Annotated in this window: 11 protein-coding genes; 10 read left to right on the plus strand and 1 reads right to left on the minus strand. The window is 65.2% G+C overall.

Features of this window, described 5'->3' with window-relative positions; all coding sequences use genetic code 11:
- Positions 1-1422, minus strand: a 1422-nt coding sequence (gene arcD / locus WCE05_RS01075; protein ID WP_368815326.1) for an arginine-ornithine antiporter, incomplete at its 3' end; no start/stop codon positions are given.
- Between the two features lie 436 nt (positions 1423-1858).
- Here arcD (WCE05_RS01075) and arcD (WCE05_RS01080) point away from each other — a divergent pair.
- The 10 genes from arcD (WCE05_RS01080) to gcvT all read left to right on the plus strand — a co-directional run bounded on the left by arcD (WCE05_RS01080) (position 1859) and on the right by gcvT (position 14912).
- Positions 1859-3286 (plus strand): arginine-ornithine antiporter, encoded by a 1428-nt coding sequence (gene arcD / locus WCE05_RS01080; protein ID WP_225787213.1) that lies wholly within the window; start codon positions 1859-1861, stop codon positions 3284-3286.
- 32 nt (positions 3287-3318) lie between these two features.
- On the plus strand, positions 3319-4575 hold the full coding sequence (gene arcA / locus WCE05_RS01085) for an arginine deiminase (protein WP_225787212.1): 1257 nt from the start codon (positions 3319-3321) through the stop codon (positions 4573-4575).
- 69 nt (positions 4576-4644) lie between these two features.
- Positions 4645-5655, plus strand: a complete 1011-nt coding sequence (locus WCE05_RS01090) for an ornithine carbamoyltransferase (protein ID WP_225787211.1) — start codon at positions 4645-4647, stop codon at positions 5653-5655.
- Positions 5656-5744: 89 nt separating this feature from the next.
- Positions 5745-6683, plus strand: coding sequence for a carbamate kinase (arcC, locus tag WCE05_RS01095; RefSeq protein WP_368815327.1), 939 nt, complete (start codon positions 5745-5747; stop codon positions 6681-6683).
- Positions 6684-6739: 56 nt separating this feature from the next.
- Positions 6740-7102 carry a DUF5064 family protein gene (locus WCE05_RS01100; protein WP_225787209.1) on the plus strand — a complete coding sequence of 121 codons (363 nt, stop codon included), beginning with the start codon at positions 6740-6742 and terminating at the stop codon, positions 7100-7102.
- A 110-nt stretch (positions 7103-7212) separates the two neighbouring features.
- Positions 7213-8721 carry a sigma-54-dependent transcriptional regulator gene (locus tag WCE05_RS01105; protein WP_225787208.1) on the plus strand — a complete coding sequence of 503 codons (1509 nt, stop codon included), beginning with the start codon at positions 7213-7215 and terminating at the stop codon, positions 8719-8721.
- Positions 8722-9000: 279 nt separating this feature from the next.
- The gene (gene gcvH / locus WCE05_RS01110) at positions 9001-9384 is read left to right on the plus strand and encodes a glycine cleavage system protein GcvH (protein WP_225787207.1); all 384 of its coding nucleotides are present in this window, start codon (positions 9001-9003) and stop codon (positions 9382-9384) included.
- 12 nt (positions 9385-9396) lie between these two features.
- Positions 9397-12252, plus strand: coding sequence for an aminomethyl-transferring glycine dehydrogenase (gene gcvP / locus WCE05_RS01115; RefSeq protein ID WP_368815328.1), 2856 nt, complete (start codon positions 9397-9399; stop codon positions 12250-12252).
- Positions 12253-12387: 135 nt separating this feature from the next.
- A complete protein-coding gene (locus WCE05_RS01120; protein ID WP_253101979.1) occupies positions 12388-13764 on the plus strand; it encodes an L-serine ammonia-lyase in 1377 nt (458 codons plus the stop codon).
- A 26-nt stretch (positions 13765-13790) separates the two neighbouring features.
- Entirely contained in the window at positions 13791-14912 is a 1122-nt protein-coding gene (gcvT, locus tag WCE05_RS01125) for a glycine cleavage system aminomethyltransferase GcvT (protein ID WP_253101977.1), read from the plus strand.
- Positions 14913-15060 lie beyond the last annotated feature (148 nt).

Genomic DNA, 15060 nt, shown 5'->3' on the forward strand with positions numbered 1-15060 from the left:
GCCCAGCAATCCCGAATACAGCGCATAGGCCGCCAACCCCGCCCCCACCAGCACCGCCGCGAAGATCAGCCTCTCCCACTGGGTGAACAGGGCTTGCCCCTGCTCGCGCTTGGCCCGGGCGAACAGCACCACCCCCGGCGCATAGAGCAGCGCCGACAGCAGCAGGTACTTGAGCCCTCCGGCATACAACAGCCAGATGGCATAGACCAGCGCCACCAGCGCCACCACCAGGTCCTTGCGGCGCATTCGCTCCTGCCCCGCGTAGCCCTCGCCTCGCAACGTGAGCAACACGGCGTAGGCCGCCGACCAGAAGTACGGCACCAGGATCATCGACGAGGCCAGGTAGATCAGGCTGGTGTAGGTGCCTGCGGAGAACAGCGTGATCAGCAGGAACCCCTGGATCATGCAGTTGGTCAGCCACAGGGCGTTGGCCGGCACATGGTTGGCGTTCTCGCGGGCCAGGAAGCGCGGCATGGTCTTGTCCCTGGCCGTGGCGTAGAGGATCTCGGCGCACAGCAACGCCCAGGACAGCAGGGCGCCGAGCAGCGACACCGCCAGGCCGATACTGATCAGCAAGCCTCCCCAGGGCCCGACGATGTGCTCGAGCACGGCGGCCAGCGACGGGTTCTGCAACTGCGCCAGCTCCGGCTGGGTCATCACCCCCAGCGATAGCACGTTGACCAGCACCAGCAGCGCCAGCACGCCGAGAAAACCGATCACCGTGGCCTTGCCCACGTCGCAGCGGTGCAAGGCCCGGCCGGAATAGACACTGGCGCCTTCGATGCCGATGAACACGAACACCGTCACCAGCATCATGTTGCGCACCTGCTCCAGCACGCTGCCGAACTTGGGATTGCCCAGGCCCCAGATGTCGCGGGTGAAGATGTCGGCACGAAAGGCGAAGGCGGCGATGACGATGAACATCAGCAGCGGCACGAGCTTGGCCACGGTGGTCACCTGGTTGATGAACGCCGCTTCCTTGATGCCGCGCAGCACCAGGAAGTGCACGGCCCACAGCAACAACGAGGCGCAGCCGATGGCCACCGGCGTGTTGCCCTCGCCGAATACCGGGAAGTAGAAGCCCAGGGTGCTGAACAACAGCACGAAGTAGCCGACATTGCCCAGCCAGGCGCTGATCCAGTAGCCCCAGGCCGAGGAGAAACCCATGTAGTCGCCGAAGCCGGCCTTGGCGTAGGCGTACACCCCGGAGTCCAGCTCAGGCTTGCGGTTGGCCAGGGTCTGGAACACGAAGGCCAGCGCCAGCATGCCGACGGCAGTGATGCCCCAGCCGATCAGCACAGCGCCCACGTCGGCCCGCGCCGCCATGTTCTGCGGCAACGAGAAGATCCCACCGCCCACCATCGAACCGACCACCAGCGCGATCAACGCCCCCAGGCGCAGCTTTTGTCCCGGTTCGCTCATGGGGCCTCCCCCCTGCGTTCTGTCATACGCATGAAACAACCCTTGCGTTCATATAAAAGCTGCAGCCAATTTATATTAGACCAGGCGATCAGAGGCAGAAGATTCATAACCAGTATTTCTATGCCACCTGCAACTTCACGCCCGTTATTTCCGTGACGTGAATCACACTGCACCGGTACACAATGTGTTTACCCGGAAAATTTGCTTATTACCCAAAAGCGGCTAGCTTCAACATTCGCAGGCCGGTGGAGCGATTGCTCCAGATGGACATGGAGGTGCCAGCGCACAAGGCCTGCAGCCATGCTGTCGGCACTCTCCAGGAGGCGCGTGAAGGAATTTTCCTACTTCACAACGTCATGAACTGATCTGCATCAGCGAATGACGAAGGCGTCGGATTTATTCTGTCGTCAACTTTCTCCTGGCATGGAGTTGTTAAATGTCTGATTCTCCCGGAAAACTAAAACTGGGTGCACTTGTTGCACTTGTCGTCGGTTCGATGATTGGCGGCGGGATCTTCTCGTTGCCACAAAACATGGCGGCCAGCGCCGGTGTCGGTGCCGTGCTGATCGGCTGGGCCATCACCGCCGTCGGCATGCTGACCCTGGCCTTCGTGTTCCAGACCCTGGCCAACCGCAAGCCTGACCTGGACGGTGGTGTGTACGCCTACGCCAAGGCCGGCTTCGGCGACTACATGGGTTTCTCCTCGGCCTGGGGCTACTGGATCAGCGCCTGGCTGGGCAACGTCGGCTACTTCGTGCTGCTGTTCAGCACCCTGGGCTACTTCTTCCCGATCTTCGGCGAAGGCAACACCCTGGCCGCCGTCATCGGTGCGTCGATCCTGCTCTGGGCCGTGCATTTCCTGGTGCTGCGCGGCATCAAGGAAGCGGCGTTCATCAACCTGATCACCACCGTGGCCAAGGTCGTGCCGCTGGCACTGTTCGCCTTGATCTGCCTGTTCGCCTTCAAGCTCGACGTGTTCACCGCCGACATCTGGGGTGAGGGCTCACCTGACCTGGGCAGCGTGATGAACCAGGTACGCAACATGATGCTGGTCACCGTGTGGGTGTTCATCGGCATCGAGGGTGCGAGCATCTTCTCCTCGCGGGCGGAAAAACGCTCCGACGTGGGCAAGGCCACGGTCATCGGCTTCATCACCGTGCTGTTGTTCCTGGTGCTGGTCAACGTGCTGTCGCTGGGCGTGATGACCCAACCGGAACTGGCCAAGCTGCAGAACCCGTCGATGGCCGCCGTGCTCGAGCACGTGGTCGGCCACTGGGGCGCGGTGCTGATCAGCGTCGGCCTGATCATCTCGCTGCTCGGTGCCCTGCTGTCGTGGGTACTGCTGTGCGCCGAGATCATGTTCGCCGCGGCCAAGGACCACACCATGCCGGAGTTCCTGCGCCGCGAGAACGCCAACCATGTGCCGGCCAATGCCCTGTGGCTGACCAACGCCATGGTGCAGATCTTCCTGGTCATCACCCTGTTCTCCAGCAGCACCTACCTGTCGCTGATCTACCTCGCCACCTCGATGATCCTGGTGCCCTACCTCTGGTCGGCGGCCTACGCCTTCCTGCTGGCGGTACGCAGCGAAACCTACGAGCAGGCCCTGGCCGAACGGCGCAAGGACCTGATCATCGGCGGCATCGCCCTGTTGTACGCCATCTGGCTGCTGTACGCCGGCGGCGTGAAGTACCTGCTGCTCTCGGCCCTGCTCTACGCCCCTGGCGCGATCCTGTTCGCCAAGGCCAAGCGCGAGGTGGGCCAACCCATCTTCACCCCGGTGGAAAAACTGATCTTCGCGGCCGTCGTGGTCGGCGCCCTGGTGGCGGCCTATGGCCTCTACGACGGCTTCCTGACCCTTTGAACCACGTCTTCGCATTCTTGGAGGTATGAATCATGTCCACGGAAAAAGTGCAATACGGCGTCCACTCCGAAGCCGGCAAGCTGCGCAAGGTGATGGTCTGCGCCCCGGGCCTGGCGCACAAGCGCCTGACCCCGAGCAACTGCGACGAACTGCTGTTCGATGATGTGATCTGGGTCGACCAGGCCAAGCGCGACCACTTCGACTTCGTCACCAAGATGCGCGAGCGCGGCGTCGAGGTGCTGGAGATGCACAACCTGCTCACCGAGATCGTGCAGAACAAGGAAGCGCTCAAGTGGATCCTCGACCGCAAGATCACCGCTGACACCGTCGGCGTCGGCCTGACCAACGAAGTGCGCAGCTGGCTGGAAGGCCTGGAGCCGCGCCACCTGGCCGAGTTCCTGATCGGCGGCGTGGCCGGCCAGGACCTGCCGGAGAGCGAAGGCGCCAGCGTGATCAAGATGTACAACGACTACCTGGGCCACTCCAGCTTCATCCTGCCGCCGCTGCCCAACACCCAGTTCACCCGCGACACCACCTGCTGGATCTACGGCGGCGTGACGCTCAACCCGATGTACTGGCCAGCGCGTCGCCAGGAAACCCTGCTGACCACCGCCATCTACAAGTTCCACCCCGAGTTCACCAAGGCCGACTTCCAGGTCTGGTATGGCGACCCGGACAAGGACCACGGCCAGGCCACCCTCGAAGGCGGCGACGTCATGCCGATCGGCAAGGGCATCGTGCTGATCGGCATGGGCGAGCGCACCTCGCGCCAGGCCATCGGCCAACTGGCACAGAACCTGTTCGCCAAGGGCGCGGCGCAGAAAGTGATCGTCGCCGGCCTGCCGAAGTCCCGCGCCGCCATGCACCTGGACACCGTGTTCAGCTTCTGCGACCGCGACCTGGTCACGGTCTTCCCGGAAGTGGTCCGGGAGATCGTGCCGTTCATCATCCAGCCGGACGAAAGCAGGCCCTACGGCATGGACGTGCGCCGCGAGAACAAGACATTCATCGAGGTGGTCGCCGAACAACTGGGCCTGGCCAAGCTACGGGTGGTCGAGACCGGCGGCAACAGCTTCGCCGCCGAACGCGAGCAGTGGGATGACGGCAACAACGTGGTGGCGGTGGAGCCCGGCGTGGTCATCGGCTACGACCGCAACACCTACACCAACACCCTGCTGCGCAAGGCCGGTATCGAGGTCATCACCATCAGCGCCGGCGAGCTGGGCCGCGGCCGGGGCGGCGGCCACTGCATGACCTGCCCGATCGTGCGCGACCCGATCGACTACTAACGACCATCGCTTGCCGGCTGCCCCCACGCGGCGGCAGCCGGACACAACCCGAATCCAAGGAGAACCGTCATGGCGTTCAACATCCACAACCGCAACCTGCTCAGCCTGGAGCACCACTCCACCCGCGAGTTGAAGTACCTGCTGGACCTCTCCCGCGACCTCAAGCGTGCCAAGTACACCGGCACCGAGCAGCAGCACCTCAAGGGCAACAACATCGCCCTGATCTTCGAGAAGACCTCCACCCGCACCCGTTGCGCCTTCGAGGTCGCCGCCTATGACCAAGGCGCCAACGTCACCTACATCGACCCCAACTCTTCGCAGATCGGCCACAAGGAAAGCATGAAGGACACCGCCCGCGTGCTCGGGCGCATGTACGACGCCATCGAGTACCGGGGCTTCAAGCAGGAGATCGTCGAGGAGCTGGCCAAGTATGCCGGCGTGCCGGTGTTCAACGGCCTGACCGATGAATACCACCCGACCCAGATGATCGCCGACGTGCTGACCATGCGCGAGCACAGCGACAAGCCGCTGCACGACATCAGCTACGCCTACCTGGGCGATGCCCGCAACAACATGGGCAACTCGCTGCTGCTGATCGGCGCCAAGCTCGGCATGGACGTGCGCATCGCCGCGCCCAAGGCGCTGTGGCCGCATGACGATCTGGTCGAGCGTTGCAAGCAATACGCCGAAGAGAGCGGTGCGCGCATCACCCTCACCGAAGACCCGAAAGCCGCGGTCCAGGGCGTGGACTTCGTCCACACCGACGTCTGGGTGTCCATGGGCGAGCCGGTCGAGGCCTGGGGCGAGCGCATCAAGCTGCTGCTGCCCTACCAGGTGAACAAGGAACTGATGAAGTCCACCGGCAACCCGCGGACCAAGTTCATGCATTGCCTGCCGGCCTTCCACAACTCCGAGACCAAGGTCGGCAAGCAGATCGCCGAGCAGTACCCGAACCTGGCCAACGGCATCGAAGTGACCGACGACGTGTTCGAGTCGCCCGCCTGCATTGCCTTCGAGCAGGCGGAGAACCGCATGCACACGATCAAGGCGATCCTGGTGTCGACGCTGGCCGACCTGTAACGCCACGCGCGATCCCTGTGGGAGGCGGGCCTGCTCCCTCCCACAGGCTCAGCGTCGATCAGCACATTTCCGTTTAAAGGACATTCCCCATGCGTATCGTTGTTGCTTTGGGCGGCAACGCCCTGTTGCGCCGCGGCGAGCCGATGACCGCCGACAACCAGCGCGCCAATATCCGCATCGCCACCGAGCAGATCGCCAAGATCCATGCCGGCAACGAACTGGTCATCGCCCACGGCAACGGTCCCCAGGTCGGCCTGCTGTCGCTCCAGGGCCAGGCCTACAAACCCGACGAGGCTTACCCGCTGGATGTGCTCGGAGCCGAAACCGAAGGCATGATCGGCTACATGATCGAACAGGAGCTGGGCAACCTGCTGCCGTTCGAAGTGCCGTTCGCCACCCTGCTCACCCAGGTGGAAGTGGATGCCAACGACCCGGCCTTCCAGGACCCGACCAAGTTCATCGGCCCGGTCTATGGCAAGGAAGAAGCCCAGCGCCTGGCCGAGGAGAAAGGCTGGGTGGTCAAGCCCGACGGCGACAAGTACCGCCGCGTCGTGGCCAGCCCCAGGCCCAAGCGCATCTTCGAGATCAAGCCGATCACCTGGCTGCTGGAGAAAGGCACCGTGGTGATCTGCGCCGGCGGCGGCGGCATCCCCACCATGTACGACCCGGCCAAGGGCGAACGCCTCCTCCAGGGCATCGAGGCGGTGATCGACAAGGACCTGTGCTCGGCACTGCTGGCCGAGCAGCTCAAGGCCGACCTTCTGGTGATCGCCACCGACGTGAACGCGGCGTACATTGACTACAACAAGCCCACCCAGAAAGCCATCGCCGAAGCCCACCCCGACGAGCTGGAAAAGCTCGGCTTCGCCGCCGGCTCCATGGGACCGAAGGTCCAGGCCGCCTGCGACTTCGCGCGCCACACTGGCAAGGTGGCGGTGATCGGTTCGCTGCCTGACATCCAGGACATCGTCAAGGGCACCGCCGGCACCCGCGTCTCCACCGCCAAGCCGGGCATCAGCTACCGTTGAGTGCAGTAGGCGGGCGTGGGGCGCCCGCCGTTTTCAACTTTCCGGAGGATTGCGCCATGGCCCAGTTCCAACCCGGTCACCTGCATATCGAGCGCCATGCGCTGACCAAGGATGACCATAGCTACAACCTGTGCATCGATTACGAGGTCGCGCAGGATCCCAAGGAAGGCAAGGGCATGCAGTTCCGCATGCACGGCAATATCCAGGGCAAGGACATGGACGAGACGTTCTTCCTGGCCAAGGACCAGGCCTTCGACTTCGCCCGCCATGTCACCCGGGTGGCGGAAAAGTACGGCATCCCGAAAAACGCCAGTAGCCTCGGCTCGTCACACAAGTACTACGACCTGATGTTCGAGGACGTACGGGCGCAACTGGACGTGAAATCCGGAGACCCCATCAAGCCCGAGCACCTGGGATAGGAGCTGCAAGCTGCAAGAGACTGCCGAACCTGTGCGATTCGCTTTTCTCTTGCAGCTTGAAGCATGAAGCATGAAGCTATCCGCCTCCATCCCCGGCTACCGCTTCCCCAATGCGCATCCACGTCAGCTTCATCGACCGCGTCGGCATCACCCAGGAAGTCCTGGCCCTGCTCGGTGCCCGCAACCTCAACCTCGACGCCGTGGAGATGGTCCCGCCGAACGTCTACATCGACGCCCCGACCTTGAGCCCCGCCGTGCTCGAGGAACTGCACGATGCGCTGTTCGAGGTCCAGGGCGTGCAGTCGGTGGAAGTGGTCGACATCCTTCCCGGCCAGCGTCGCCACCTGCAGCTCGATGCCCTGCTCGCCGCCATGAGCGACCCGGTGCTGGCGGTAGACAGCGCCGGCAAGGTGTTGCTGGCCAACCCGGCGCTGATCGCCCTGTGCGGGCGCGAGTCGGCCGGCCGCTCGGTGGGCGAGCTGTTTGGCGACCCGGGGTTGCTCCAGGCCCTGCTGGACAACAACTTCCACCTGCCCATGCGCGAGATGCAGCTCAACGGCCAGAGCCTGCTGCTCGACGCCACGCCGATCACCAACGCCGGCGGCCTGCTCACCCTCTATCCGCCGCACCGCATGGGCGAACGCCTGTCGGCCCTGCACCACGATCACGCCGAAGGCTTCGATGCCCTGCTCGGCGACTCCCCGGCGATCCGCACCCTCAAGGCCCGTGCCCTGCGCGTGGCAGCCCTGGATGCACCGCTGCTGGTACATGGCGAGACCGGTACCGGCAAGGAGCTGGTGGCCCGCGCCTGCCATGCCACCAGCAGCCGCCATGCCGCGCCGTTCCTCGCGCTGAACTGCGCCGCACTGCCGGAGAACCTGGCCGAGAGCGAACTGTTCGGCTACGCCCCGGGCGCCTTCACCGGCGCGCAACGGGGTGGTAAGCCAGGCTTGATGGAACTGGCCAACCAGGGCACGGTGTTCCTCGACGAGATCGGCGAGATGTCGCCCTACCTGCAGGCCAAGCTGCTGCGTTTTCTCAACGACGGCAGCTTCCGTCGGGTCGGTGGCGACCGCGAGGTCAAGGTCGACGTGCGCATCATCAGCGCCACCCACCGCGACCTGGAGCGCATGGTCGCCGAAGGCACGTTCCGCGAAGACCTGTTCTATCGCCTCAACGTCCTTAACCTGCAAGTCCCGCCCCTGCGCGAACGTGGCCAGGACATCCTCCTGCTGGCGCATGTCTTCATGCAGCAGGCCTGCACCCAGATCCAGCGCCCACCCTGCCACCTGGCACCGGCCACCCACCCGGCGCTGCTGGCCAACCCCTGGCCCGGTAACGTACGCCAATTGCAGAACGTGATCTTCCGCGCCGCCGCCATCTGCGATGGCAGCCTGGTGGACATCGGCGACCTGGACATCGCCGGTACCTCGGTGGCGCGTGGCCAGGATGGTGACGTGGCCAGCCTGGAGCAAGCCGTCCAGGCCTTCGAGCGCGACCTGCTGCAGCGCCTGTACGTGAGCCATCCTTCGACTCGCCAGTTGGCCAACCGGTTGCAGACCTCGCACACCGCCATCGCCCAGCGCCTGCGTAAGTACGGGATTCCGGCGAAGGGCTGATGACGGTACGGACCATCTTCGTATCGATTTCATTACATCGTAATGAAATCGATACACGCCTTTGCAGATGCAGCTACGCAAGGGTTTGATCCAGCACAGCTTTTCAATCGCCCAACATCTGTAGCGATTTCATTACAGACTGCGGAACATGGACTTTCCCAATATCCCCTCAACCCATTGATTTATAAGCGATTGACTCATCTGGCCGCATTATTGCTAAGGGAATTCCAACCAAGAGTGCGGACCTACCGCACCCAACGCCCCCTGCGAGGAATTTCCATGAGCGAGTTGCGTTTCACTGAAGATCACGAATGGCTGCGCGTCGAGGCCGACGGCAGCGTCACCGTGGGCATCACCGCCTACGCCCAGAACGCCCTGGGCGATGTGGTCTACGTGCAACTGCCAGAACTGCAGCACTACGAAAAAGGTGCCGAAGCCTCCACCGTCGAATCGGTGAAGGCCGCCAGCGGCGTCTACATGCCCCTGACCGGTGAAGTGATCGCGGTCAACGACCAGCTCGACGCCAGCCCCGAGCTGGTCAACGAAGACCCGCTGGGCGAAGGCTGGTTCTTCCGCTTCGTCCCCGCCGACGCCAGCGCCGTGGCCAGCCTGCTCGACCAGGCCGCCTACGACCGCCTGCTCAACGCCAACGACGACGCCTGAGGAGAAGCCGCCATGACCATCGACCTCGGCACCGCCAACGAATTCATCGCCCGTCACATCGGCCCACGCAGCGCCGACGAGCAGGCCATGCTCGCCACCCTGGGCTTCGATTCCCTGGAGGCCATGACCGCCGCTGTCATCCCCGAGAGCATCAAGGGCACTAGCGTGCTGGGCGCCAGCGACGGCCAGAGCGAGGCCGATGCCCTCGCCGACCTCAAGGCCATCGCCAGCCAGAACCAGCTGTTCAAGAGCTATATCGGCCAGGGCTACTACAACTGCCATACCCCGGCGCCGATCCTGCGCAACCTGCTGGAAAACCCGGCCTGGTACACCGCCTACACCCCCTACCAGCCGGAAATCTCCCAAGGCCGCCTGGAAGCGCTGCTGAACTTCCAGACCCTGGTCAGCGACCTGACCGGCCTGCCGATCGCCAACGCATCCTTGCTCGACGAAGCCACGGCCGCCGCCGAGGCCATGACCTTCTGCAAGCGCCTGTCGAAGAACAAGGCCAGCCATGCCTTCTTCGCCTCCGTCCACTGCCACCGGCAGACCCTCGACGTGCTGCGCACCCGTGCCGAGCCCCTGGGCATCGAGGTGGTGGTCGGCGACGAGCGCGAACTGACCGACGTCAGCGCGTTCTTCGGCGCCCTGCTGCAATACCCGGCCAGCAACGGCGACGTGTTCGACTACCGTGAGCTGGTGCACCGCTTCCACGCCGCCAACGCCCTGGTAGCGGTGGCCGCCGACCTGCTGGCGCTGACCCTGCTCACCCCGCCCGGCGAGTTCGATGCGGACGTGGCCATCGGCAGCGCCCAACGTTTCGGCGTACCGCTGGGCTTCGGCGGCCCGCACGCGGCCTACTTCGCCACCCGTGACGCCTTCAAGCGCGACATGCCGGGCCGCCTGGTCGGCGTGTCGATCGACCGTTTCGGCAAGACCGCCCTGCGCCTGGCCATGCAGACCCGCGAACAGCACATCCGCCGCGAGAAAGCCACCAGCAACATTTGCACCGCCCAGGTGCTGCTGGCCAACATCGCCAGCATGTTCGCCGTGTACCACGGCCCGGCCGGCCTCAAGCGCATCGCCGAACGCACCCATGCCCTGACCGCGATCCTCGCCGCCGGCCTCGGCCAACTGGGCGTCAACGTGGTGACCGGCGCCTGCTTCGACACCCTGACCCTGGCCACCGGCGATGCCACCGCCAGCCTGCACGACAAAGCCCGCGCCCAGCGCGTCAACCTGCGCCAGGTCGACGCCACGCACCTGGGCCTGTCCCTGGACGAGACCTGCACCCAGGCCGACGTCGAGGCCCTCTGGCAACTGTTCGCCGGCGACCAGGCCCTGCCGGACTTCGCCGCCCTGGCCGCCACCGCGGCCTCGCGCCTGCCGGCCGCCCTGCTGCGCCAGTCGGCGATCCTCGCGCACCCGGTGTTCAACCGCTACCACAGCGAAACCGAGCTGATGCGCTACCTGCGCCGCCTGGCCGACAAGGACCTGGCCCTGGACCGCAGCATGATCCCGCTGGGCTCGTGCACCATGAAGCTCAACGCCGCCAGCGAGATGATCCCGGTGACCTGGGCCGAGTTCGGCAACCTGCACCCCTTCGCCCCGGCCGAGCAGAGCCAGGGCTACCTGCAGATGACCCGCGAACTGGAGGACATGCTCTGCGCCGCCACCGGCTATGACGCCGTGTCGCTGCAGCCCAATGCCGGCTCCCAGGGCGAATACGCCGGCCTGCTGGCGATCCGCGCCTACCACCGCAGCCGCGGCGAGGGCCATCGCAACATCTGCCTGATCCCCTCCTCGGCCCACGGCACCAACCCGGCGACCGCGCACATGGCCGGCATGCGCGTGGTGGTCACCGCCTGCGACGCCCGTGGCAACGTCGATGTCGACGACCTGCGCGCCAAGGCCATCGAGCACCGCGAGCAACTCGCCGCGCTGATGATCACCTACCCGTCGACCCACGGCGTGTTCGAGGAAGCGATCGGCGAGATCTGCGCGATCATCCACGACAACGGCGGCCAGGTGTACATCGACGGTGCCAACATGAACGCCATGGTCGGCCTGTGCGCACCGGGCAAGTTCGGCGGCGACGTGTCGCACCTGAACCTGCACAAGACCTTCTGCATCCCCCACGGCGGTGGCGGCCCGGGCGTCGGCCCGATCGGCGTCAAGTCGCACCTGGCCCCCTTCCTGCCGGGCCACGCGGCCCTGGCCAACCCCGAGGGCGCGGTCTGTGCCGCACCGTTCGGCAGCGCCAGCATCCTGCCGATCACCTGGATGTACATCCGCATGATGGGCGGCGCCGGCCTCAAGCGCGCTTCGCAGATGGCCATCCTCAACGCCAACTACATCGCCCGTCGCCTGGAAGAGCACTATCCTGTTTTGTACACCGGTGGCAACGGCCTGGTCGCCCACGAGTGCATCCTCGACCTGCGCCCGCTCAAGGACACCAGCGGCATCAGCGTCGACGACGTGGCCAAGCGCCTGATCGACTTCGGCTTCCACGCCCCGACCATGTCCTTCCCGGTAGCCGGTACGCTGATGATCGAACCGACCGAAAGCGAGTCCAAGGAAGAACTGGACCGTTTCTGCGACGCGATGATCCAGATCCGCGAGGAAATCCGCGCCGTGGAGAACGGCAGCCTGGACAAGGACGACAACCCGCTGAAGAACGCCCCGCACACGGCGGCGGAGCTGGTCGGCGAATGGGCGCACGGCTACAGCCGCGAGCAGGCGGTGTACCCACTGCCGAGCCTGGTGGAAGGCAAGTACTGGCCGCCCGTCGGCCGGGTCGACAACGTGTACGGCGACCGCAACCTGGTCTGCGCGTGCCCGTCGATCGAGAGCTACCAGGACGCCTGATAGCCCCAGGCTCGCCACCCACCCTGTGGCAGCGGGCTTGCCCGCGAAAGCGTCGGTGAAGCCACCATCGCATTCGCGGGCAAGCCCGCCGCCACAGGTTCACCGTCATCCCGACGACCCTGGTAGGAGGTCACCATGTCATTGAGCGTCTTCGACCTGTTCAAGATCGGCATCGGCCCCTCCAGCTCCCATACCGTCGGCCCGATGCGCGCTGCTGCGCGTTTCGCCGAAGGGCTGCGCCGCGAAGGCCTGCTGGCCCGCACCGCCAGCGTCAAGGCCGAGCTGTACGGCTCCCTCGGCGCCACCGGCAAGGGCCACGGCAGCGACAAGGCCGTGCTGCTGGGCCTGGAGGGCGAACACCCGGACAGCATCGACACCGAGTCCATCCCTGCCCGCCTGCACGCGATCCGTGACAGCGGCCGCCTGCGCCTGCTCGGCGAGCACGAGATCGCCTTCGTCGAAAAGCAGCACCTGGCGATGATCCGCAAGCCGCTGGACTACCACCCCAACGGCATGATCTTCCGCGCCTTCGACGCCGCCGGGTTGCAGATCCGCAGCCGCGAATACTACTCGGTAGGCGGCGGTTTCGTGGTCGACGAAGAGGCCGCAGGGCAGGATCGCATCGTCGAAGACACCACCGTGCTGGCCTATCCGTTCAAGACCGCCAAGGAGTTGCTCGCCCACTGCACCGCGCAGCAGCTGTCGTTCAGCCAGGTGATGCTGGCCAACGAAGCCGCCTGGCGGCCAGAGGCCGAGACCCGTGCCGGCCTGCTGCGTATCTGGCAGGTCATGCAGGACTGCGTCGAGGCCGGCTGCCGTCATGAGGGCATCCTGCCTGGCGGGCTGAAGGTCAGGCGCCGTGCACCGGCCCTGTACCGCCAGTTGAGCCGCCATCCGGAAGCCAGCCTGCGCGATGCCCTGTCGGTGCTCGACTGGGTCAACCTCTATGCCCTGGCGGTGAACGAGGAGAACGCCTACGGCGGACGGGTGGTCACCGCCCCGACCAATGGCGCGGCCGGCATCGTCCCGGCGGTCCTGCACTACTACATGCGCTTCGTCCCCGGTGCCAGCGAGGACGGGGTGGTGCGCTTTCTGCTCACCGCCGCGGCCATCGGCATCCTCTACAAGGAAAACGCCTCGATCTCCGGTGCCGAGGTCGGCTGCCAGGGCGAGGTCGGCGTGGCCTGCTCCATGGCCGCCGGAGCCCTGTGCGAAGTCATGGGCGGTACCCCGCAGCAAGTCGAGAACGCCGCCGAGATCGGTATGGAACACAACCTGGGCCTGACCTGCGACCCCATCGGCGGGCTGGTCCAGGTGCCTTGCATCGAGCGCAACGCCATGGGCTCGGTCAAGGCCATCAACGCGGTGCGCATGGCCTTGCGCGGCGACGGGCAGCACTACGTGTCGCTCGACAAGGTCATCCGCACCATGCGCCAGACCGGCGCCGACATGAAAAGCAAGTACAAGGAGACCGCCCGTGGCGGTCTGGCCGTCAACATCATCGAATGCTGACCCGAACACTACCTGAGGAGCCCCCGATGTCCGAAACACTGCACAAGACCCCGCTGCACGCCCTGCACCTGGAACTGGGCGCGCGCATGGTGCCGTTCGCCGGCTACGACATGCCGGTGCAGTACCCGCTGGGCGTGCTCAAGGAGCACCTGCACACCCGCGAGCAGGCCGGCCTGTTCGACGTCTCGCACATGGGGCAGATCCGCCTGCGTGGCGCCGAGGCCGCCCAGGCCCTGGAAACCCTGGTGCCGGTGGACATCGTCGACCTGCCGGTGGGCATGCAGCGCTATGCCATGTTCACCAACGAACAGGGCGGGATCCTCGACGACCTGATGGTTGCCAACCTGGGCGACGACGAGCTGTTCCTGGTGGTCAACGCCGCCTGCAAGGACCAGGACCTGGCCCACCTGCGCCAGCACATCGGCTCGCGTTGCGACATCCAGCCGCTGTTCGAAGAACGTGCGCTGCTCGCCCTGCAAGGCCCTGCGGCTGCCCAGGTGCTCGAGCGCCTGGCACCGGAGGTGGCCGGCATGACCTTCATGCAGTTCCGCCCGGTCACCCTGCTGGGCGAAGACTGCTACGTCAGCCGCTCGGGCTACACCGGTGAAGACGGTTACGAGATCTCGGTGCCGGCCGGCGCCGCCGAAGCCCTCGCCCGTCGCCTGCTGGCCGAACCCGAAGTACAGCCGATCGGCCTGGGCGCACGTGACTCGCTGCGCCTGGAAGCTGGCCTGTGCCTGTACGGCCACGACATGGACACCCGCACCACGCCAGTGGAGGCCAGCCTGCTATGGGCCATCTCCAAGGTGCGCCGTGCCGACGGCGCTCGCGCTGGCGGCTTCCCGGGCGCGCAAGCCGTGTTCGCCCAGCAGCAGCAAGGTGTCGCCCGCAAGCGTGTCGGCCTGCTGCCCCAGGAGCGCACGCCGGTACGCGAAGGTGCCGAGATCGTCGACCAGAACGGCAAGCCGGTCGGCAAGGTGTGCAGCGGTGGTTTCGGTCCGACGCTCGGTGCACCGGTCGCCATGGGTTATGTCGATAGCGAACATGCCGCGCTCGATACCGCCTTGTTTGCTGTTGTACGGGGCAAGCAGGTGGCCTTGAAAGTCAGCAAAATGCCTTTTGTCGCGCAACGTTACTATCGCGGTTGATTGTTCCCACGGCAGGTTCGGCATATTCGTTTTCGAACCTGCCTAATAACTTTTGAACATGGCGCCAGGCCAGGCACCATGCCGTTTCCGACAATTTTGTCGGTTATCGGAAAAAGCCTGAATTCCAGCGGTCCGGAGGGCTTGTTTT

The organism is Pseudomonas sp. I2 (assembly GCF_040984075.1).
Classification (GTDB): domain Bacteria; phylum Pseudomonadota; class Gammaproteobacteria; order Pseudomonadales; family Pseudomonadaceae; genus Aquipseudomonas; species Aquipseudomonas guariconensis_B.